Origin of the sequence: Lysinibacillus sp. G4S2, from assembly GCF_030348505.1 — a bacterium.
Taxonomy (GTDB): Bacteria; Bacillota; Bacilli; order Bacillales_A; family Planococcaceae; genus Lysinibacillus.
In genome coordinates, this window is the sequence record NZ_JAUCFJ010000002.1 from 4,333,650 (window position 1) to 4,354,983 (window position 21,334).

Annotated in this window: 30 protein-coding genes; 11 read left to right on the top strand and 19 right to left on the bottom strand. The window is 35.5% G+C overall.

Annotated features, from left to right (window positions below; translation table 11 throughout):
* Positions 1-73: 73 nt before the first annotated feature.
* Positions 74-556: a divergent PAP2 family protein gene (locus QUF91_RS22085; protein WP_289419332.1), complete on the top strand. Its 483-nt coding sequence runs from the start codon at positions 74-76 to the stop codon at positions 554-556.
* 116 nt (positions 557-672) lie between these two features.
* On the opposite strand, the gene QUF91_RS22090 is transcribed toward QUF91_RS22085, so the two are convergent.
* Positions 673-1,002 (bottom strand): YuiB family protein, encoded by a 330-nt coding sequence (locus QUF91_RS22090; protein ID WP_285399161.1) that lies wholly within the window; start codon positions 1,000-1,002, stop codon positions 673-675.
* 162 nt (positions 1,003-1,164) lie between these two features.
* On the bottom strand, positions 1,165-1,662 hold the full coding sequence (locus tag QUF91_RS22095) for an NUDIX hydrolase (RefSeq protein WP_285399160.1): 498 nt from the start codon (positions 1,660-1,662) through the stop codon (positions 1,165-1,167).
* 179 nt (positions 1,663-1,841) lie between these two features.
* Here QUF91_RS22095 and QUF91_RS22100 point away from each other — a divergent pair, with 179 nt between their 5' ends.
* A complete protein-coding gene (locus QUF91_RS22100) occupies positions 1,842-2,393 on the top strand; it encodes a hypothetical protein (RefSeq protein ID WP_285399158.1) in 552 nt (183 codons plus the stop codon).
* 210 nt (positions 2,394-2,603) lie between these two features.
* Here QUF91_RS22100 and QUF91_RS22105 read toward each other — a convergent pair whose 3' ends face one another.
* Positions 2,604-3,035 carry a MarR family winged helix-turn-helix transcriptional regulator gene (locus QUF91_RS22105; protein WP_289419333.1) on the bottom strand — a complete coding sequence of 144 codons (432 nt, stop codon included), beginning with the start codon at positions 3,033-3,035 and terminating at the stop codon, positions 2,604-2,606.
* A gap of 157 nt (positions 3,036-3,192) precedes the next feature.
* Between QUF91_RS22105 and QUF91_RS22110 the strand changes: the two genes are divergently transcribed.
* Entirely contained in the window at positions 3,193-3,684 is a 492-nt protein-coding gene (locus QUF91_RS22110; RefSeq protein WP_285399154.1) for a CarD family transcriptional regulator, read from the top strand.
* Positions 3,685-3,764: 80 nt separating this feature from the next.
* Here QUF91_RS22110 and QUF91_RS22115 read toward each other — a convergent pair whose 3' ends face one another.
* Positions 3,765-4,172, bottom strand: a complete 408-nt coding sequence (locus tag QUF91_RS22115) for an NUDIX hydrolase (RefSeq protein ID WP_353957873.1) — start codon at positions 4,170-4,172, stop codon at positions 3,765-3,767.
* A 230-nt stretch (positions 4,173-4,402) separates the two neighbouring features.
* Between QUF91_RS22115 and QUF91_RS22120 the strand changes: the two genes are divergently transcribed.
* On the top strand, positions 4,403-4,852 hold the full coding sequence (locus QUF91_RS22120; RefSeq protein WP_289419334.1) for a GNAT family N-acetyltransferase: 450 nt from the start codon (positions 4,403-4,405) through the stop codon (positions 4,850-4,852).
* A 154-nt stretch (positions 4,853-5,006) separates the two neighbouring features.
* Here QUF91_RS22120 and QUF91_RS22125 read toward each other — a convergent pair whose 3' ends face one another.
* Positions 5,007-6,224, bottom strand: a complete 1,218-nt coding sequence (locus QUF91_RS22125) for a PepSY-associated TM helix domain-containing protein (protein ID WP_289419335.1) — start codon at positions 6,222-6,224, stop codon at positions 5,007-5,009.
* Positions 6,225-6,773: 549 nt separating this feature from the next.
* On the opposite strand from QUF91_RS22125, the gene QUF91_RS28195 reads away from it, so the two are divergent.
* The 3 genes from QUF91_RS28195 (at position 6,774) to QUF91_RS22135 (ending at position 8,039) form a co-directional block, all read left to right on the top strand.
* Positions 6,774-6,917 (top strand): DUF3953 domain-containing protein, encoded by a 144-nt coding sequence (locus tag QUF91_RS28195; RefSeq protein WP_353957874.1) that lies wholly within the window; start codon positions 6,774-6,776, stop codon positions 6,915-6,917.
* A 290-nt stretch (positions 6,918-7,207) separates the two neighbouring features.
* The gene (locus QUF91_RS22130) at positions 7,208-7,429 is read left to right on the top strand and encodes a hypothetical protein (protein WP_289419336.1); all 222 of its coding nucleotides are present in this window, start codon (positions 7,208-7,210) and stop codon (positions 7,427-7,429) included.
* Positions 7,430-7,658: 229 nt separating this feature from the next.
* Positions 7,659-8,039, top strand: coding sequence for a DUF3888 domain-containing protein (locus QUF91_RS22135; protein ID WP_289419337.1), 381 nt, complete (start codon positions 7,659-7,661; stop codon positions 8,037-8,039).
* Between the two features lie 312 nt (positions 8,040-8,351).
* Here QUF91_RS22135 and QUF91_RS22140 read toward each other — a convergent pair whose 3' ends face one another.
* Both QUF91_RS22140 and QUF91_RS22145 read right to left on the bottom strand, forming a co-directional pair.
* Positions 8,352-8,711, bottom strand: coding sequence for a hypothetical protein (locus tag QUF91_RS22140; RefSeq protein ID WP_289419338.1), 360 nt, complete (start codon positions 8,709-8,711; stop codon positions 8,352-8,354).
* A gap of 174 nt (positions 8,712-8,885) precedes the next feature.
* A complete protein-coding gene (locus QUF91_RS22145; protein WP_285399150.1) occupies positions 8,886-9,257 on the bottom strand; it encodes a HesB/IscA family protein in 372 nt (123 codons plus the stop codon).
* A gap of 736 nt (positions 9,258-9,993) precedes the next feature.
* On the opposite strand from QUF91_RS22145, the gene QUF91_RS22150 reads away from it, so the two are divergent.
* Entirely contained in the window at positions 9,994-10,683 is a 690-nt protein-coding gene (locus tag QUF91_RS22150; protein WP_289419339.1) for a DUF2225 domain-containing protein, read from the top strand.
* Between the two features lie 55 nt (positions 10,684-10,738).
* Here QUF91_RS22150 and QUF91_RS22155 read toward each other — a convergent pair whose 3' ends face one another.
* Entirely contained in the window at positions 10,739-10,975 is a 237-nt protein-coding gene (locus QUF91_RS22155) for a NifU family protein (RefSeq protein WP_400727666.1), read from the bottom strand.
* Between the two features lie 83 nt (positions 10,976-11,058).
* Here QUF91_RS22155 and QUF91_RS22160 point away from each other — a divergent pair, with 83 nt between their 5' ends.
* On the top strand, positions 11,059-11,394 hold the full coding sequence (locus tag QUF91_RS22160) for a YuzD family protein (protein WP_285398314.1): 336 nt from the start codon (positions 11,059-11,061) through the stop codon (positions 11,392-11,394).
* A 136-nt stretch (positions 11,395-11,530) separates the two neighbouring features.
* Here QUF91_RS22160 and QUF91_RS22165 read toward each other — a convergent pair whose 3' ends face one another.
* Positions 11,531-12,595 carry an NAD(P)/FAD-dependent oxidoreductase gene (locus QUF91_RS22165; protein WP_289419340.1) on the bottom strand — a complete coding sequence of 355 codons (1,065 nt, stop codon included), beginning with the start codon at positions 12,593-12,595 and terminating at the stop codon, positions 11,531-11,533.
* 371 nt (positions 12,596-12,966) lie between these two features.
* On the opposite strand from QUF91_RS22165, the gene QUF91_RS22170 reads away from it, so the two are divergent.
* On the top strand, positions 12,967-13,203 hold the full coding sequence (locus QUF91_RS22170; RefSeq protein WP_285398312.1) for a YuzB family protein: 237 nt from the start codon (positions 12,967-12,969) through the stop codon (positions 13,201-13,203).
* A 211-nt stretch (positions 13,204-13,414) separates the two neighbouring features.
* Here QUF91_RS22170 and QUF91_RS22175 read toward each other — a convergent pair whose 3' ends face one another.
* Both QUF91_RS22175 and QUF91_RS22180 read right to left on the bottom strand, forming a co-directional pair.
* Positions 13,415-14,167: a TIGR01457 family HAD-type hydrolase gene (locus QUF91_RS22175; RefSeq protein ID WP_289419341.1), complete on the bottom strand. Its 753-nt coding sequence runs from the start codon at positions 14,165-14,167 to the stop codon at positions 13,415-13,417.
* On the bottom strand, positions 14,164-14,616 hold the full coding sequence (locus QUF91_RS22180) for a DUF86 domain-containing protein (protein WP_289419342.1): 453 nt from the start codon (positions 14,614-14,616) through the stop codon (positions 14,164-14,166). Before QUF91_RS22180 ends, QUF91_RS22175 begins: the two co-directional genes overlap by 4 nt.
* Before the next feature lie 88 nt (positions 14,617-14,704).
* Between QUF91_RS22180 and QUF91_RS22185 the strand changes: the two genes are divergently transcribed.
* The gene (locus QUF91_RS22185; protein WP_068985326.1) at positions 14,705-14,971 is read left to right on the top strand and encodes a DUF3055 domain-containing protein; all 267 of its coding nucleotides are present in this window, start codon (positions 14,705-14,707) and stop codon (positions 14,969-14,971) included.
* Positions 14,972-15,129: 158 nt separating this feature from the next.
* On the opposite strand, the gene QUF91_RS22190 is transcribed toward QUF91_RS22185, so the two are convergent.
* The 8 genes from QUF91_RS22190 to QUF91_RS22225 all read right to left on the bottom strand — a co-directional run bounded on the left by QUF91_RS22190 (position 15,130) and on the right by QUF91_RS22225 (position 21,302).
* Positions 15,130-15,330 (bottom strand): hypothetical protein, encoded by a 201-nt coding sequence (locus QUF91_RS22190; RefSeq protein ID WP_481817466.1) that lies wholly within the window; start codon positions 15,328-15,330, stop codon positions 15,130-15,132.
* 67 nt (positions 15,331-15,397) lie between these two features.
* Positions 15,398-15,925 carry a D-glycero-alpha-D-manno-heptose-1,7-bisphosphate 7-phosphatase gene (locus tag QUF91_RS22195; RefSeq protein ID WP_289419343.1) on the bottom strand — a complete coding sequence of 176 codons (528 nt, stop codon included), beginning with the start codon at positions 15,923-15,925 and terminating at the stop codon, positions 15,398-15,400.
* Between the two features lie 20 nt (positions 15,926-15,945).
* Entirely contained in the window at positions 15,946-16,290 is a 345-nt protein-coding gene (locus QUF91_RS22200; protein WP_289419344.1) for a hypothetical protein, read from the bottom strand.
* Between the two features lie 263 nt (positions 16,291-16,553).
* Positions 16,554-16,907: a YutD family protein gene (locus tag QUF91_RS22205; RefSeq protein WP_289419345.1), complete on the bottom strand. Its 354-nt coding sequence runs from the start codon at positions 16,905-16,907 to the stop codon at positions 16,554-16,556.
* 31 nt (positions 16,908-16,938) lie between these two features.
* Positions 16,939-17,862, bottom strand: a complete 924-nt coding sequence (lipA, locus tag QUF91_RS22210) for a lipoyl synthase (protein ID WP_285397341.1) — start codon at positions 17,860-17,862, stop codon at positions 16,939-16,941.
* Between the two features lie 105 nt (positions 17,863-17,967).
* Complete coding sequence (gene yunB, locus QUF91_RS22215) at positions 17,968-18,765, bottom strand: sporulation protein YunB (protein WP_285397342.1); 798 nt, start codon at positions 18,763-18,765, stop codon at positions 17,968-17,970.
* Positions 18,766-18,800: 35 nt separating this feature from the next.
* Positions 18,801-19,898 (bottom strand): HD-GYP domain-containing protein, encoded by a 1,098-nt coding sequence (locus QUF91_RS22220; RefSeq protein ID WP_289419346.1) that lies wholly within the window; start codon positions 19,896-19,898, stop codon positions 18,801-18,803.
* Positions 19,899-19,934: 36 nt separating this feature from the next.
* Positions 19,935-21,302 carry a bifunctional metallophosphatase/5'-nucleotidase gene (locus QUF91_RS22225; RefSeq protein ID WP_289419347.1) on the bottom strand — a complete coding sequence of 456 codons (1,368 nt, stop codon included), beginning with the start codon at positions 21,300-21,302 and terminating at the stop codon, positions 19,935-19,937.
* Positions 21,303-21,334: the final 32 nt, after the last annotated feature.

The following is a 21,334-nucleotide window of genomic DNA, read 5'->3' on the forward strand; positions in this document are numbered from 1 at the left end:
AGAAAACGCGTAATATTTGGCTTTTAGAAAATAATGAATGTTATAATAAAAGCAATTATAAGTGAAGGTTGTGATGATTATGAGTTTACTTCAAAATACCCCTTTACTCGTCGCCCTCTTTGCCGTTCTCTTTGCACAGTTTGTAAAAATCCCTATTCATTTTTTAATGACAAGACAAATTAACTGGGGCTTAATCACTTCCACTGGAGGTATGCCTAGCTCACACTCCGCTTCCGTAACAGGACTAACAACCTCTGTTGCCTATGAAACAGGGTTAGATTCCCCAATTTTTGCCGTAGCCGCTATGTTTTCATTTATCGTAATGTATGATGCGAGTGGAGTACGCTATCAGGCAGGTCAACATGCAGCTGTTTTAAATCAACTACGTAAGGACTTTCAACTACTGCTTCATGATTTTAAAAAATGGCCGCAAATGGATGGACAGGAAAAAATGGAAGAGCTAAAAACATTGTTGGGGCATAAAAGGAGTGAGGTATTTTTTGGGGCACTAACTGGAATTTTTATCGCCATCATAACCTACCAGTTTATTTTGTGAAAAGTTGACACATCCTCCTGTCGAGGCTGTGTTTTTTTGTTTATCGGAACACTTTTGTGATTTATCGGAAACTTTCAAAAAAAATCAGCGGATGTTTGGACACCCACTGAAAGAAGTTAAAACATTCGATATCCACTTTTACGTAAATAAATCATGACAATTCCAGCTACAATTGAGCCTGCAAAGCCACCAGATAAAATAGCAATATCTACAAATTGCAGTGCTTGCAACTTATCTAAAAGTGCTGGAAATGCGGAACCTGGTTTGAAAATATAATCAAAAAAGCTTACTTCATCGACAATAAAGATAACTACAATTGGATACACTATCGCCATTAACCATGTCATTCGTAGAAGCATATTCAATAAAAATCCGATACCAAAGAACATGACGAAAAATAACAAAATTGAAATGATTAACTGTACTATTGAAACTGGACCATCCATGTATGTATAACCTCCGTTTTCCTCTCATTAGTTTACATGATTACTACAACGCTTTCAATGAACATATCCTTGATTTCGCTTGTTCGTCATATTTAGGAAAATCATTAAGTACATTCCGTTACTGGGAGACGCTCCTTGGGGCAAAGCTCTTCCTCTGTCACATTATTTTTTAAAGAACAATCTATAAGAAGAATATCCAAATACATCCCCTGGATTAATACCTTCAATTCCCTCTAATTGGTGCCTTTCAAATTGGTTGGCTGCCATTTCCTTTAACATAACTGATGTCATTTCATCCTGTGCAAGCTCCTTTGGATACATCCATTTCGCTTCTAATAATTCATTTTCCTGAATGCAAATCTTCTGTTGCTCATCTTTCATCCGACAATAAAAAATCGCCATATTATCACTAATGTCACCACGAATTACACCCGTTCGAAAACCGATTAAGCCAGATACATAGCAATCGATACCTGTTTCTTCCTTTAATTCGCGAACAACCGCTTCATCCACGGTTTCACCAGCATCGACAAAACCAGCTGGTAATGACCATCTTCCTTTTAATCCGCTATAAGCCTTTTTGACAACTAGCCATTGACCTAGCTCATTTACAGTAACCCCTGCTACACCTAACCAAACTTTTCCTCTATCTTTTCTCATCATCATCACCTCTATAACACTATTATAACGGCCTATTTTCCATATATAGAAGTATTAATTCAGAATTTTATGGTTACTCCACAGTGCTAGTCATAAAATACTCGTGTACACCAATTTTGTAATTATGTTACACTCGTTACAATGACTGAATATTCCCTCATTTCAAAGGAGGAGAGTTTTTGTTAAATGAACTATCACCTAGTACAAAGTTTTTTATTACGGCGATCGTATTACTTTTAATATCGCCCATTATTATTTTCATGTTGCCATTAACTATTTCTCAAACATTTTATTTTAGTAGAGATAATATCGTGCTGATTACGCCAACAAACAACTTCACTATGCTTTTCTTAGCAATCGCATTAATTATTTTAACGTTCATCATGCTTGGATTCAAAAGAAATAAATACACCTATTTGATTACGATTATAGTAATTATGAGCAGTCTGGTTTTAGGCTATTTTTCTCTTGTAAGTTATATCGCTATACAGAAAACACAAATTATTTTTAAAGAATTTCATCATCAAACCACATATGAATGGCCGGATATTAAAGAAGTCATTTATGAATATGAAGTAGGTACAGTAGGCACTTATTATTTTCAAACTAAAAATAACGAAAAGTTTGTCATTGAAGAAAACGGGCAATTTGGCGGAGAGGAAAAAAGCGCCATTTACCATTTAGCAAATGAAAATGGCGCTACATTCGTAGAGCGTGAGAAGGTAGAGTAATTACTGGGTTAAAATCTAAGGAAAATCAACTGCTCATTTTCTATCCTGAATTTTTTAGTTTTTAAAATCATCGCCCCAAAAAGCCTCTTTCGCATAGGACGAGAGAGGCTTGCCAACTTTTATTCGCAGCAGTATTTGGTCTACTTTCCCAAAATAGTGTATTACTTTTTTCATTCGTATATTCGTTTGCATCACTAAATCCAAAGAATTTTATGCTTTCAAATGCTCCATATTCCAATTAAGCTTTAATATTTTTTTTAATTTGGTCACCTGATCTTCTCCTATAGTATTGATCAGCTGTTGTTCAATCTCAGCTTTATAATGTTCGTTCTTTTCAAAACAGTCTTGACCAAATTCAGTCATATAAATTGCTTTATGTTTTTTACTATGTTCGACATTGATAACCTTCACTAATCCTTTTGCTTCCAAACTTTTAATAAATTTATGGGTTGCTTGTCTTGAAAAATCAACATCCTTAGCTACTTCTGAAATCATAAGTTCCTTTTTATAAATTCTACCTAAAATATACCATTCTGAGTTTGAAATATAAATATTATGATGTTTATTCCACTTCTCTTCAGCAAGTCTTCGAAGTAGTTCGTGACGTTCGCTCAACAAATCAATTACATCTCGATTCTGCAATTTGTCCTTCAGCTAGTTCACCCTCATTCCATATTTTTCGTTATTAATATACAAAAAAACAACAGTAATCGTCAATCAAGTTGACAAATTTCTTTTAATTGCTTATAATTATTTTAGTCAACTAAGTTGACAAAAAAGTTTGTTGGAGGGAATATACATGTACAATGTTGGCGATGTAGTCATTTATTCATCACATGGACTTTGTTCTATTGAAGATATTTGTGAACAAACCTTTAACGACATTACTAAAACTTATTACGTTTTACAACCACTAAATGAACCACAATTAGTCATTCATACCCCTATTGACAATTCCAAAAAACACCTTAGAGACATTATTAAAAAAGAAGAAGCCCTCAAAATTTTACATTCATTCACATCACCTGGCGTCGAATGGATTGAACAAAACACTAATCGATTGAGATTTCATCTAGAAATAATTAAATCTGGTAATCGCCAAAAACAAGCAAACCTTTTAAACACATTGTTAAGAAAAAAGCTCGAATATAGTGCGATTGAAAAAAAATTCCCTAACCAAGAAGAGAAATTACTGCAATCTTTACAAGATACCATTTTTTCAGAGTTCTCCATAGCTCTCAATAAATCATCAGATGAAATTTACGAATATGTATTAACACAGCTTCACTAACTGTGAATCATTAGTACATTAACAAGCCACGATTAGAAGAAATAATCGTGGCTTGTTTCCTATTAAAATGAATTTTAAATTCAAAAAGAAATACAAAAAGGTTCTACTCCACAATTTAAGCAATATAATAGTTCGTGTTTAAAATCCTCATTTTCTATTACTACCAAAGCATCCTCAATATCAAAAAATCCCACGTCTAAACTTTCACAACTCGTTTGTAACTCCCCGCCTATCGGAGTTGCTAGCCACCACATATTACAAATACTATTTTTTATTTCATGTGAAACACCACAAAATTTTATAATTTCGACTTCAATTCCAGTTTCCTCTTTTACTTCCCTAATAACTGTTTCTTTAATTGTTTCATTTATTTCAACACATCCACCTGGCAACTCCCAACCCCTAATCGGATCCTTTTTCAGCAGTATTTTATTTTGTTTATTTAACACAACAGCCCCTGATGTTAAGGTAAATTTGTGAATATAGATCCAACTCCTTTACTATTTAATTTGCAAGTTATAAATAAGCAAAAATTCACCACATTACCTACTTGTGTTATATATAATACATTTTACTTGTTACTATCAATCTCATTTGTTACACGTTTACTATACTGATATCAATTATAAATATGTTATGCTACAATTTTCAATAGAATCAATATTCTGTCATTAAAGAAGCTGAAATCTGAGGAAAATAATTGAATTGAGGGGTTACATTGATTAAATTAATTGACATTAGTAATAGAAATAACGCTAACGATGTATTATCTATTCAAATACCATCTTATGAGGTAGAAGCTAAAATAATCGGATACTCTGAAATACCACCATTGAAAGATACTGTTGAGACATTACAAAAATGCGAAGAAATTTTCTTTGGGTATTATGAAAATACAGAGCTTTGCGGCGCAATTTCATTAAAAGTAGATGATAATGTTGCTAATATCCATAGATTAATTGTACATCCGAACCATTTTAGAAAAGGAATTGCCCAGCTTCTTGTAAATTTCGCAATAAGTAATTTTGATGTTAAAAAAGTAGAAGTAGCGACCGGTTCGAAAAACACTCCTGCAGTTAATTTCTATCTAAAGAATGGCTTTGAAAAAACTAAAGAAGTTACAGTAAATGAACAATTATCTTTAACCTTTTTTGAAAAGAAATTATAAATCTTTATTGATTTTGTGAGATTCAACTCCAAAAATTTTAACATAACCTTTCTTATTCCCTACAACGCTCATTAAAGCTTTAAATTGTGATATTAGTAATCTCATGACGAAGAAAAAGCGCATGCCGAGTAATAATTGGCTGCGCTCTTTTTATTTACTTTGCTTTCTTATTCTTTTTCTTTTTCTTATACCACCACATATAAACACCAGTGAACATCAGTATAGATGGAGTAAGACCACCGATAGCATACAAAATTTTAGTAAATAAACCACCAAAACTACCGGTATGTAATGGAAAGTGCCATGTTTGATACGTAAGCCCACTATTAACATGTGGATCTAGCTTGCCCACTACTTTTCCGCTATACTGATCTAACCATACTTTTACATTTCCATTCCCTGGATCGAATGAACGGCTGAGACGAAATTCCACTGCGCCTTCCGGTGTTCCTTTTTCCACTTCTCTGGGTATTCTAACTTGCATAAGTGTTCCCTGAGGTACTGCTTTTTCAGCATTGCTTATCAATTCATCAAATGGAAGTTTACCACCTGGAAGGGGAGTTGAGATAAGCTGCTCTTCTGGAGGCATCACCTTTGCTTTTGCACCAAACCAACCAAAAATCATTTCATCATACGCAAAAAGTGCTCCTGTTAACGAAACAACCAATAAAAATGGAATGGAAACTCCACCAATGACTTTATGAAGATCATATTGCCGTACATAAGGGTTGGCAGCATTACGTCTTAAAATAAACCCACTTGTCCATTTTTTAATCCCCGGCCACCATAAATATAATCCTGATAATGTAATAAAAAAGAATATAAATCCAATCGTACCGATGATTTGCTCACCATTAAAATCTTTTAACAGAAGCTTTTCGTGAAACTCCGCTATTAGATTAAAAAATGCTTTATCCCCTAATGTTCCGTTTATGTATCCTGTTCCTGGATCGACAAATATGTTTTGTTGTTCTTCTCCTTCTTTGAGGCGGAATAGATAAACACCTCGAGCGTTTGGTTCACTTGGAGTGTATACACGGTCAATTTGACCATTTGGATATGCTTCTGATACAACCTGCATGGCTTCCTGGTACGTAACTTTTTCTCCTTCTGTTACTTTATACAGATCAGGATGCAGCATGCTGTTTAGTTCAGGTTCAAAGACTAGCAAACTTCCTGTTAAGCCAATTAGTACTATAAAAACCCCTGCTAGCATACTAAGCCATAAATGAATTTTTGAGATGATTCTACGTGTTTTAATATAAATGCCTTCTTTCCAAAAGTAGTATGAAATTATGAATGTAGTCAATACTATAAAGAGAATGATTCTCATTGTCAATAAGATATGATAAAAATCTTTTATTTTTATCAACAATTACATTTTCATTAAATAGTTATAAATATTCAAGCAATCAATTAGTAAATTAGTAGCAGTACATCATTTCATTAGGTTGGATATGCTAAGTTAAAAATCATTCTCCAAATACATTTCTTTCAAGTAGTGGACGCTTCTACTGTTAAATAACGCATATAATCAAAGCACATTTTCGATGTGATTTCTATAACATATCGAATCTTCTGATAGCTGTTCTGTGGGACTTAACAATGCACATCAGCTTAACGATGTGCTACCGCAATATCATCATAACTTGCTTTATTAGCTTACACATTCATTCCTCACCAATATTTGTAAATGTGTTACACTTTACTAAACAACTGGTTATTCAATTAATCAACTAACAAAACAGTTTAGTATATAAAAGGTATCATTTGAAAGTGACAGATTATCATCGGGAGGTGCAAATAAATGGAAGAAAAAAAGTTTGATATTTTAATGTTATTTCAAATAATTTTTGTAATCCTTGTTATGTTAATTAGTATTTACAGTAAAGTTACGGAAAACTACAACTTACTACCATTGATGCTCATACTTCTGAGTATAACGTTACTTATAATGGGGTTACGAGAATATAAAAGAACTCAGAGTTTATTATGGGGTATCTTCATTTTCTGCACTTCGTTATACATTTTATTCTCTGCGGTTAAAGGCATTATGATTAATTAAATAGAAGTAATATTCAACTAACGTGCGCATTAATTCAATAAGAAAAAGACTTGCGTTTATGATTAATCTTTATATATGCAAGTCCTTTTGTTATGCCTTCACTCATGATCGGAGAACAATCCACACCAATGCATATCAGCTTAATGATGAGCTACCGCAATCTCATCATAACTTTCTCTATAAGCTTACACTTCCCTACACCAATATTTGTAAATGTGTTACAATTTAACAGAAGACTGATTATTCAGTTATATAGAAAGATATTGGCGATTTGATAGGAGGTTGAACATATGAATGATAAGAAGAAGGGGAAATTACAGGTCACGGTAATAGTTTTAATGATATTAATATTGGTTGCGGCTTTTGTTTTATTTTTCTTAGGTCATTACAGTGTGGCGTTTGTTTTATTTGGAATTTTTATAGTGGGTATTAATTTTATTAGTAATTGGTTAAAAATTAATAATGAAGACTACGTTTATAGAAAAAATTATAATAATAATAATAAGTGGTAATTACACTTAGGTACGCATAAGCTTTTTTTAGAATTAAGTTTGTGAATAAATGTTTACCAAACAACTGATTATTCAGTTATTCAACTTCCATGAAAGAACTTAATCATCTTTCATTTTCTGTGGTGAAGTGCTGATTTTTGCACTTCATGGATGGCTAACAGGGTTGAGTTGAACAAGAATATTGTTTTACCTAAAGCAAATACTACCTTTTAAAAAGGTAGGTGATTAGATGAAAAAGATATCAGTAATATTTTTATTGTTATTAATTAGTTTAACCACTGTTTTATATGTAACTTGGAAAACACCACAGATAGCAGAGAATGTCAGTGCCGAAGAAATAAATTCCGATTTTTATGATGTATTATTGGTGTTATTAGACCCATATGCAAGGAAAGTGATTAATAAGGAATATCCAAGTCGTAGTTATGCACTTTGGGATGCAGAAATATTAGAAATTAAACGACTAACTGGTGGATATTCTCAGTATGATTTTACTGTGAAAGTAAAATATGATACGTATACAGGTCCTTTTAATCCACCTGAAGGTCCTATTACATTAACCTTTCATGTAACAACAGAAGGGGTTTCAGTAGAAAAAATTCAAAAGTAAGTCCTTATAAAGCTTTCTACTTTATTCAACTAACAGGTGCTTTTGTTTAAAAAGGATAGGACTTACGTTTATGATTAATCTTCGTATATGCAAGTCCTTTTGTTATGCCCTCACAACTAACCCCGTAGCTCCACACATGGCTTTGTAACAACAATTAGAAAGCATGTGTGATTGATTCTCTATCACCCCTCACAAGCTTAAACACTCCTAAGACCTTGCTACGATTGCTCATGAAAGCCAACTCAAAGTTGAAGCCATTTAGCACCTTTTGTATCGCCCTGTAGTTCTTCTACCAACACACCGTCTACTGTGCTAAAATTTTTTGAAGACAGAATTTTCAGTCATCAAAAACAGCAGGAGTTGAACTAGAGGTTCTTCCTTAATGAATTTATGCCCTTCATACTTTTTCGCATCATACTTAAGATAGTTGATATAATCACGAAAAATCTGTGGTGTTAGTTCATCAACTGTTGCAATCTTATAGTTCTGCTCTAACCACTTTACAAAGTAACCCCAATCCTTGTGGTAATCTTTTAACGTTCGTGGTCGAACCCCCTCTGCACTTTTAGCAGATGCTACAAGGTCAATTGCTTGCTCAAAAGTAATCTTTGGATATTCCTTCTCCATCGCCATTTTACCTATAGCTGTTCGTTTCTTCTTTTTTAAGACCATACAAAAAAGCCTCCACAATTTGTGATGTTTTTGCAACATACAAATCAAAAAGGCTTGGTATTCACAACCCTAAATACGCTATTTTAGGGTTGTGTTTACATATTATCGGGATTGTGTACACTCATATTTTAACTGCAATTTACAATCCTTCTTCAACATTTATATCACGCTTAATTAATCACAAACCTCAGGCGTACCTTCACGTTTTGCTGTTTTGAAAGACGTGCCACAGCCGCATGATGCGATTGCATTTGGATTGTCGATGGTGAAGCCACCGCCCATTAGCGATTGTTTATAGTCAATTTTTGTCCCCATTATAATCGGCGCATCTTCACGGGAAACAAGAATTGTTAAACCATGTTGTACATCTTCAAAATCATCTTCTTTTTTCTCTTTATCAAAATGCATGCCATACGATAGGCCGCTGCATCCGCCTCCATTAACAACTACTCGTAAAAAGGATCCTTGCTCTTCATTGTGCTCCATCATTTCATTAATGTGAAAGATGGCAGCTTCAGTAACTTCAATTACTTGCTTACTTGTCATCCCAATCACCTTCCTTCTTCTTATTATCATATCAATTTTGACTATTGTATGACAAACATTCAGCTTCGATAAGAATTTAGCTCATTACCAAAAGTTAAGAATGACATTTGTTAAAAAGTATACTATGTAGTTGATTGGAGTGGTGGCTGGGCGCCTTCTTGGGCTTACCCGATCACTTTTCACGGATACCTGATCACTTCTGATGCTTACCCGATCACTTTTCACGGATACCTGATCACTTCTGATGCTTACCCGATCACTTTTCACGGATACCTGATCACTTCTGATGCTTACCCGATCACTTTTCACGGATACCTGATCACTTCTGATGCTTACCCGATCACCTTTCACGGATACCTGATCACTTCTGATGCTTACCCGATCACTTTTCACGGATACCTGATCACTTCTGATGCTTACCCGATCACTTTTCACGGATACCTGATCACTTCTGATGCTTACCCGATCACTTTTCACGGATACCTGATCACTTCTGATGCTTACCCGATCACTTTTCACGGATACCTGATCACTTCTGATGCTTACCCGATCACTTTTCAGGGACGCCCCTATGAAAGCGCCCAATCGGAATGGAGATCAACCGCACGTTATGGTAACAAGCTGGATTTTTAGTAAAAATTCTAATATTTTTCACATTTATAGCACTTTTTACTCACGCTCGGAAAATATTTGTCGGTATAATAGTTATAACAAGCTGATGAAAGAGGTATAAAATATGGAGATTTCACCTTATTACGAAAAAAAAATTCAATGTCATAATTGCAAAAAAGAATTTCCAACATTAAAAGTACGCTCTAAATTCATTAAAGTAGATCATACAGAAACAGATTTTCACCCGATCTATGCCGATGGTGTAAATGCGCTTTATTATAATGTGTTTGTTTGTGAGCATTGCGGCTTTTCATTTACCGAAGACTTTACACAATATTTTGCACCTGGCACACAAGAGGAAATTCACACGCAAATTACAGAAAAATGGATTCATCATGATTTTAAGGGAGAACGCACTGTATTCCAAGCGATACAAGCTTATAAATTGGCGTTTCTTTGCGGTACGATTAAAAAAGAGAAATTTGTCGCTATAGCTGGGCTTACATTACGTCTTGCGTGGTTATATCGTTCCCTTAAGAACGAAGGCCAGGAGCAACGCTTTATGACAATGGCTAGGGATTACTATATGGATTCCTATTCAACAGAAGATTACAGCTCAACGCAAATGTCAGATGTACGAATTATGTATATGATTGCCGAATTATCACGACGTATCGGTGATTTAGAAAATGCTACACGCTTCTTTTCAAAGGTCATTGAAAAGCAAAGTATTGGTGGAGAGGCAAAAATCATTGAAATGGCTAAAGAGCAATGGGCCATTATTCGAGAGGAAAAAGAACACGCTCACCAATAGATACAAAAAAAGTTCTAGTCTGAGTAATCAGCTAGAACTTTTTATAATCGATCGATTAGAATACTTGCTCCACTTCAATAATACCTGGTACTTCTTCTAATAATGCGCGTTCGATACCAGCTTTCAGTGTAATTGTTGAACTTGGGCAACTACCACATGCACCTAATAAACGTAATTTTACAATGCCGTCTTCTACATCTACTAATTCACAGTCTCCACCGTCACGTAGTAAGAATGGGCGTAATTTATCTAATACCTCTTGAACTTGATCGTTAATTGTTACTTCAGCCATTTGTCTCGACTCCTTTCCTTATAATGATTATAATGTTAGCAACAGAAAAAATCCAATATAGAATCACAAGGAGCGGAAATACTATGGGACAAACGAAACCGATGATTGAAATTTACGGAACAGCGGTAATTTGCGCAAGCTGTGTCAACGCGCCATCTTCAAAGGATACATATGAGTGGCTACAAGCAGCCATAGATCGAAAATATCCAAACCAAGCATATGATATTCGCTATATCGATATAGAAGGACCAATTGAGAATGAACGCGATCAAGATTATGCTACACGTATTCAAGACGATGAATTTTTCTATCCACTTGTCCTTATAAATGAGGAAGTCGTGGGCGAAGGCTATGTGCAATTAAAGCCTGTATTTACTGCACTCGAAAACCTAGGCTTCACGCCAGACGAAACTGTATAAAACTTTAATCAGTGAGGGTTTTCTTCTATCCTCCTCTGATTATTAGTATTCACCAATTGGAATAAAAAATAAGGGGTTGTTTCGAAATTTCGAAGCAATCCCCTTTTTGTAGCTTGTCTTTAACCACACAAGCTTATTAATCATTTTGACGTTTGTAATACCATAATAATCCTGATTTCATTAAGCGAGCGATACGTCCTGTTACTGTTGTATCTGCTAAATATACAAAGCCTTGTTTTTTACCAAGAGCTCCCATGAAACCTTTTAATTTAATATCTGGCATTTTCTCAGGTAATTGTTCGCCTTTCCAACGCATGCGAAGTACTTTAACAATCTGCTCTGCTTGTTCCTCTGCTAATTGCGCAGTTGGAGGTAATTCTGAAGAAGCACTGTCACCTACAACATACACATGCTCATCATCAAGAACATTAAAGTATTGTGTTACAAGCGGACGACCTTGTTTGTCTTTCTCAACACCCATGTCACGGACAATTTTGACTGGTTGTACCCCAGCAGTCCATACGACTTTATCAAGTAAAATTTCATCTTCATGATTATAAATTTTATCTGGTCCAACTTTTGTAATATTTGAATTGGCAATAACCTCAACATCGTTTTTGACAAACCAAGCTTTCACATATTTACTCAACTTCTCAGGGAAGTCTTTCAAAATACGTGGACCACGGTCAAATAATTTTATTTTTAAATCTGCGCGGCTTTCACGTAACTCACTTGCAAGCTCAATACCACTTAAGCCAGCGCCTACAATCCCGACCGTAGAATCTGCTGGTAAACCACAAAGTGCTTGGAACGTTGCACGTGATTTTGCCATTGTTTGAATGCTATATGTGTACTCCTCTGCACCTGGTACACCATGATATTTATCTTCACAGCCAAGACCAATTACTAAATCATCATATTCAATACGTTGCCCATCTTCTAAAATGACTACTTTTTCCACACGATTAATTTCAACGACCTCTCCATATACAGCCGTTAAACGTTCATGCTCTGGGAAGCTTACACGAATTTCTTTATCTGTTGCAGTTCCTGCTGCTAATGCGTAAAATTCTGTTTTTAAACTATGGAAAGGGGCTCTATCTACTAACACCATTTCTGTGTCTAATGGAAGGTTTGGTAATAAACGAAGCATGACACGCATATTGCCGTAGCCGCCACCTAAAAGTACTAATTTTCCCATAATAGTCTCCTTTTATATCTCTTATATTAATTGTTCACAAAGTATCCACAAATGAGTATAACCGATTGTGAGAAGTTTCACAATATCATAATGCAATTTTGTGAAAGATTTCACAAAATAAATGATAACTTGCTTTTTTCGAACGTTTTTTGAATCATTTGGACTTCGACAAATTGTCGCTATCGCTCAAATTTCCCTTAAATATTGTTTCCTTCTCTTCACTTTTGTAAAGATAGTTTAACACTGTAGCTTGCCATCATTTTGTATGCGCCCAACGTTACCATTGAATATCTGTTTTTATTCCAAGGCCAACTCAAATCATTGACGAATGTTTTAAAAGCGAGTAGCATTACTTTGGTGAGGTGACATGTATGAATCCAATGGTTGAATTTTGTATAAGTAATTTAGCAAATGGCTCTCAAAAGACGTATGAAATACTAGAGCGCGATCCGAACATCGACGTTTTGGAATATGGCTGCCTTAGTTACTGTACAAAGTGTTCAGAATCTTTTTATGCAATCGTCAATGGTGAATTAGTTGAGGCTGATTCTCCTGAAGAGTTGACGAAAGCTATTTATCAATTTATTGAAGAAAATCCGTTATGGTAATGAAGGCGTAATTCTTCATTCATATAATAATGAAACGCTTACTATTAAATTTGAACATATAAAAAGGATGTTATGCCAAAAAAATCGACATAAGCATCCTTTTTTTATGTTTGAACTTTTTATACGAATATTTGGACAGCAATTGAAACGTAACTTTAAACCCGAATTCATCTCACACCTATAGAAAATGGGAGACTTCCGATGAAAGAAGTTAAATTAATGCTTCTACCACATAAGTAGGTTGCTGTTCCTTCTCAAGTACAGCTTTTGTTGGTGTAACACCTGTATTTACATGGATTGTATCACAGCCAAAATTTATGCCACACATAATATCTGTGTCATAATTATCGCCAATCATCACCATTTCATCTTTTGTAAAGCTATGCTCTGTCGCAATGACTTCAAGCATTGCAGGTGATGGTTTACCGATATAGATTGGCTCAACGTCTGCAACTTCACCTACTAATCGGGCAAACGACCCATTCCCTGGAAGAAATCCATATTCAGTCGGAAACTTAATATCTTGATTCGTTGCTATAAACGTCGCGCCGTTTTGTACAGCAACCGTCGCCTTTGCAAGTGCCATATAATCTAGATTTCGATCAATCCCCATAACAAATACTTCTGGCTCTTCCTCAGTCGGTTCAATGCCTTCATTAAATAACGCTTTACGAATACCATCAGAACCTAGCATGGCTACTTTTTTACCAGGATAATTCAAGGCGACATATTTTGCTGTAACTAATGCACTAGAGTAAATATGCTCTAACGGGGCATTCACTCCAATAGCACTTAAAGCTTCCTGCAGCTGCTCTCTTGTTTTAGAAGAATTATTTGTTACGTAAAATGGCTCGATTCCTGCTTGTTGTAAACGATGAATAAAAGTAATCGCAGAAGGAATACCTTCTTTCCCACGGTATACGGTACCATCTAAATCAAAGCAATATGCCTTGTACGTTTTCATTGATGATCCTCTGGCAAAAATGCTGAAACAGGGCCGAGTTCATTTGTTAAATAACTACTCACGGCTGGTGAGAATTGTTTTAACACAGGTAGACTCGCTGTTAACACATTTACAACTTCCTGAATATCTACATCTGCAAATTCACGAACAAGCATTTTACGTAAACCAACTACTGCTTTTAACGATGCTTCCATTTCAGTTGATACGACTTTTTCATCGATTAAAATATCAATAATATCCTCATAGCTTCCTGGATCACGCATAATGAAACCGTCAATCATTAAATTCCCTACGTCCATCATGGACTCCATTACATTGTGACCAATTCGCTCGATTGCTAATTTCTTAATATCGTTTTCTAGCCAGTTATCTTCTGCCTCTAAAATAGCTAATAGCCCATCTAAGTACTGTAAATTTTTTGTGATTTTATTACGATCTACAAAATACACAAGGAAAGCCCCCATTCAAATCTTTAAAAGTTGATAGTCATTTCTCTTCTATAGTACCATATCTATAGGACTGGAAGGAGATTAAAAGATGGAACGTTTTTTTTTATATGATGATGTAGAAGATACAAAAACACGCTTTGTAAGTTTTGCTGGAAATAAGTTACGCTATGATTTAGCCATTTTGCAATCAGGCCGCTTCTTTGGGAAAGTGCTTGTCATGGATATCCAATTTGGACGCTTTGCAATAATCGGTCCAGATGATGTAGAAGAACCTGGCTACCTAGAACATGTTTACAATCGTACAGAAGAAGACACAGTAGAACTACGTGAATATTTACGTGAATTATTGAACTAACACCCTTGATTGGGTGTTTTTTTATAATAAGATTCAATACAAAAAAATTCCGCTCTTTCTACAGGCAACTAGTAATGCTTTGTGCACTGTTCAGCAGAAGGTAAGCGAAATTTTTTGGTAACTATCTTAGCTAAATAGAGCGTATATATCGAGCCGCTCTATTCATTATTATTTAAAGTTGCCGGATTTTCCTTATTGTGAGGCTTGTCTTTGTTTTCATTATCGTTTTGTTTTTTAGCTTGTTGATTTTGCCCAATGACAGCTAAATCATCTACACTAATATCAAAGCCGAAACCATATTCTTCTCGGTCTAACGGTTTTTTATTACGTTTTTCTTTAGTCAAATTCATCACCTCCATTAAATAAATTATCCTTTTTCAAATGAATTATACTTATCCATAATGGATGATGCTTTGCTAAAGCGAATTATGCTGTTGCATCCTTAATGATCCAATCAGCCGCACTAATTAAATCTGGAAACACCGCATCTGCCAGTGGATCTTTCTCACCTAAAAATACTCCCTTAGTCCCTGCTCGTTTGCCTGCTATAATATCTGTATCCGTATCTCCCACCATATAGGATTTTGCTAAATCAATATTATACTTTTCACCAAGCTCAACGATTAATTTACTATTGGGCTTACGGCAAGCACAGCCTGACTTTGGTTTATGAGGACAATATACAACTTCATGAATAGTCGCCCCTTTCTTCTTCAACTCCTTTACCATGTGCTCATGTATTTTTTGAAGCTTCGTTTCTTTCATGTACCCCAATCCGACACCACCTTGATTGGTTACGACAAATATATAGTCAAAGTACTTATTCAATTTTTTTATAGCTTCTGGAACACGCGGCAGAAAATAAAGATCCGCGGGCTTATTCACAAATTTAACGCGATTTGTTAACACTTCATTGATGACCCCATCACGGTCCAAAAATACAGCTTTTTTCATCTAAATAACACACACCTTTACTATAAAATAAGTAGGTTGGTATAAAAGCAAAAAAATGCAAACTCATCACCAAAAAGTGGGGTTGATTTCCGTTCCGGGTGGGAGCTTTGTAGCTGTCGCTTCGCTTTCGCTACAGATAAAACAATTGTCGCTGACGCTTCGCTTTCGCGCAGATAAAACATTTGCCGCTGACGCTTCGCTTTCGCACAGATAAAACATTTGTTGCTGTCGCTTCGCTTTCGCACAGATAAAACATTTGTTGCTGTCGCTTCGCTTTCGCACAGATAAAACAATTGTTGCTGTCGCTTCGCTTTCGCACAGATAAAACAATTGTTGCTACCGCTTCGCTTTCGCACAGAAAACATTTGTTGCTGTCGCTACACTTTCGCACAGAAAACGTCTACTTCGCTGCAGGATTTCATCTGTGACGCTGTTCCCCAAGAAGTCGCCCTGCCGGAACGAAGATCAACTTATCCTCATGACATACGTTTTAAAATAACATCCCCAATTTTTGTTAAAGACTCATAATAAAGCATTTTTTGTAGTCAGTTATTATTATTCCCAATTTTAAAAAAACCTATCACTCCAAAGTAAAAACCTGATGCAAATTGCATCAGGCTTTAAAATTTTATTCTGCTAGTTGTTCATTTTCAACAGGCTTTGTCACTTCGCTATCTTCACTAACTACAACGTCTGGCTGCTGAATAGATTTACCGGATTTGCGCAATACGAAATATGCACAGCCAAAATTACAATACTCATATAAGTAATCTTGAAGTGTACTAATTTTCGTATCGAAAGTAGCTTTCTGATTTTTATCGTCAAAAAAGCCTTTTAAGCGTAATTGGTTATAGCCCCAGTCGCCCACAATAAAATCATATCTAGCTAAAATATCTGAGTAACGTTCCTTGAACACTTCCTCTTGAAAAGCTTCTCGGTAATCTTCAATAAGCTCGTATTCATATCCTTCAATATTAATCAAAGTGACACCACCTTCTATTACAACATTTGATTTACAGCTCTACGTGTAACTGACGTTCTTTTGTTGCTTCGTTAACTTGTTCATCAGCATGATAGCTACTACGTACAAGTGGGCCTGCTTCACAATGTTTGAAACCTTTTTCCATTGCGATTTTACGCAGTTTACCAAACTCTATTGGAGAATAATACTTTTTGACAGCTAAATGCTTTTTCGTTGGTTGTAAGTATTGACCAATCGTCATAATATCTACGTTATTTGCGCGTAGATCGTCCATAACTTCAATAATTTCTTCCTCTGTTTCACCTAAGCCTATCATTAAAGATGACTTTGTAGGGATATCTGGCTGCATTTCTTTTGCCAAACGAAGAAATTCTAATGAACGCTCGTATTTCGCGCGTGCACGTACTCTTGGCGTTAAGCGACGCACTGTTTCAATATTATGATTTAAAATATCTGGCTTGGCATCCATTAAAATTTGAAGGTTCTCTTTCAAACCTCCTAAATCGGACGGTAAAACTTCAACAGATGTAGCTGGACTTTTACGGCGAATCGCACGCACGGTTTCAGCTAATACTTGTGCACCGCCATCCTTTAAGTCATCACGCGCTACCATTGTAATAACAACGTGCTTCAAGTTCATAATAGCTACAGAATCTGCTACACGTTCTGGTTCAGCTAAATCTAATTCATTTGGTAAACCTGTTTTAACAGCACAAAAACGACAAGCACGCGTACAAACAGATCCAAGAATCATCATTGTCGCTGTACGTCGTTCACCCCAGCATTCATGAATATTAGGACAGCGTGCTTCCTCACATACCGTATGCAGATTTTTTTCACGCATGAGCTTCTTTAGCCCTTTATATTCATCATTTGTGTTTAGTTTTATTTTTAGCCAATCTGGTTTTCTTAAATGTTCTTCTCTTTCTTTGCTTGTAGGTTTACAAGATGTCATACGAATATCGCCCCTATCAATAATTGTACATTTTGTATATTAACTTCTTCACTGTTGTCAATGTAACATAATATAGGAACTCCAACAACTATCACAGCAACTTTTCTATTTATCATTAGTTATAGGGACTTCAAGTGACGGCTGTACTGCTTTTTCACCATTAGAATAAACATCTGGCACTTTCCCCTGCGCTAAGCCCATTGCCACCGGAATATCCTGAGAAACTGTAGCAGTTTTACTAGCAAAAGGGACAATAATTTGTACATTTACCTCTAAACGAATTCCTACCTGCACAAATGCACTATTAATACCATACTCTGTTATTGAAGAAGTAACTTCACTATGCACATTGCCAACTACATGAAAACGCACCGGAATTTTAGGTCCTAAATTCCCGAGTAGAGGCATATTGGCTGCCTGGCTAATAGGTACATAAAAAACTACCCCATTACCTTCTTTTATCTTGTTGTAATCATATTCAACGTTATCAAGATTTGGTAAGCTCGACAACTCCCCTAGTTCTGCCTGCTCTAAATTCATTTTTACTTGCTTTACCGTTTCGGCACGAACTCGATTAATCATTTCTGTATCAATTTTCAAATCAGAGCTACCAGGGGATACTTCTACAAGAATATCGTTAATATTTAAAACATTTGTTGTGGCATTACTGACAACATAGGAAGCGATCTTATCCGTTTGTATTTCAGCATATTTTAAATAGGTTGGCATAAGCCGCTCATTCAGAAAATAAATAAATAAAAATATACCAACAATAATGCTTACAATTAAAAGGGTTAAACGATTCAACCGATTGCCCTTTTTTCGATAGTTACCAGAATTGCTATATGATCGTAATTTCATCCTTTTTCGAGGGAAAAACAAAAAAATCTCCTCCTGTTCCATAACGTATGAACAGGAGGAGAAATTTATTCGATTTTCTATGGTACAATGTAATCCGCTTCAACACTTTCAATTGTTACGGTTGGGTCGTCCACTAAATTAATTTCATATGTAGCTGCCACTAATTGATTTTGCTCCTCAAAAATACGAATCCACGGTAATGCTGCATACGGTGGATTTTGTCTTGATACAATACCTCGACGTCCATCCGATAATTTTAAAATAACACCGTTAGGATAATGGACAACAGATTTTTTCAATGCTTGCACAATGCGTGCTTCGTATATAGTTCCAGAGCCCGCCTCTACAATTGCTAGTCCCTGAGAAGGCAGCATTTTTTCCCGATATACACGACTTGTAGTTACCGCATCAAAGACGTCTGCTACACCAATAATTTTTGCAAACGGATGGATTTCAAAATCAACTAAGCCCCGTGGATAGCCACTCCCATCAATTCGTTCATGATGTTGGAAGGCACAATGCGCAACAAGCAATGATATGGAATGTAAATTACGTAATATGTCAAAACCGTATCGAGTATGTTGCTTCATCGTTTCAAATTCCTCATTCGTAAGCCGCCCTGGTTTTGTTAGGATCTCTTTTGGTACCATAAGCTTCCCTACATCATGTAACAAAGCGCCAATCCCAATCATACGTAAATCCTCAGCTGAATATCCAAGCTCTTTAGCAATTGCTATCGAATAAAGAGTGACTTGAAAGGAGTGTTGATATAAATATTCATCAAATAAATAAGCATCTGTTAGTATTGTTAAAATTTCTTCATTACTACTGACTGCCGCCAATAACTCATCTACAATTGAAATAATTGCTTTGGATTGCTTGTCAAGTACGTAAGAGGCATTTACTGAATTTAAACCATTGATTGATTGAAAAGAATCTTTAATGGTTGAAATGGCTTTATTTCGAATAACAGTTGGAACTGTTTCCTTTACCTCAATACCATCAGAAATTTTATCGTTTATATATATATAATGCGTATTTAATTGTTGAAGTCTTTGTATAATACGTGCATTAATGACAACGTCTTTCTTTAAAAGAGGGTGTCCTGCCTCATTCCAAATGGTTCTTCCTAATACCATTCCTTCTTTTACTACATCGATTGAAATTAATCGCATGACCTCTGCCCCAATCCATTCTAAAAGCATCTTTATCTATTGCTTAAAGAATCTTCGCCCATAATCTATCATAATATTTCGTAAAAATTCTGGTAGAATATATTTTTTCTTCGCATATTTAAAGCTTGGATAAAAATAACCGAATGTAAACAAATCAAGAGTTACTAATTTATAAATTCGATCGTTATCTGCAACCTTACCATTGATAAGCAATTGACGATCTTTATTCATTGAAAAGCCATAAGTCAGCATCTTCCCAAAAATAACGCCTCTAAACCCTAATCCTTTGAGCTCAATATAGGGCCACTCTTCATTTTTAGATTGCTGAAAAATCTCTTTCATTTCAGCAACTGATAATTCAATCGTACATAAATTTATAGGATGTGGGAAAATTCTATGCAAATCTAGTGCAGTCACTGTTCCTTTAGGTAAACCATCTAAAAAAATACCCGCATTAAATAGCGCACAGTCCGCTCCACTTTTTTCTAAAATGGCCTGTGCAAACAGATCGGATAACTGAGAATAATGGAACCATTCCTTATTGTACGATTTTTTCGTAGTGAATACTGGGATATCAAGTAATCGTTTGCCTTCTTTTTCCAAAGACTGCACGATATCATTTTCATTTTTAACCGTTGGCAAATCCTTATTATGAATTAACGAATCCTTTTTTTCAACAATTTTCCTCATTTTCTTATCATATTCTACCACAAAATGTCCAATAAATTGTCCAAATTTCCCCCCGCCTGTTAATAAAACGCCATTCACTAGTTTGCCATTCGGGAAAACATGATGTGTATGTGAGCCAAATATAACATCTATTTCTGGGCATTCTTCAGCTAACATCTCATCCTCTGTTATCCCTAAATGTGACAAACAGACAATAATATCTACCTCTTTACGAAGCTGAAGTGCTAAATGAGTTAGTGTGCTCCGTGCCTCATCCATCTCCCAGTTTAATTCCTTATAATAAATTTCAAACATAGCAGTTGCTGCAATAACTGCAATCTTTGTACCATGAGCTGTTGTTAATACAACATAAGGCTTCATCCACGCTGGACTTTTTCCTTGTGAGGCATATACATTGGCAACGACAACGTCAAAAGCTGCTTCATCATACAGATGGTATAGCTCCTCATGAGACAATGTTATACCTTCGTTATTACCAATTGTCACTACGTCATAGCCAGCTTCATTCAATAACTTCACATTACCCTTACCGACTGTTGCTTCTGTATAAATATTGGAACGATCTAAATGATCACCGACATCTAATAAATAGCTTGTTTCACCCAGGTTTGTAAGCTCCGTACGCATCTCTTTCACATAGCTTTGCATTCGTGGCCAATACTTAAAATGACTGTGCAAATCATTCGTGTGAAAAATATGAATTTTTTCCAGCATTAATGCCACCTCTTCTTTAATTAGCTTCCGTA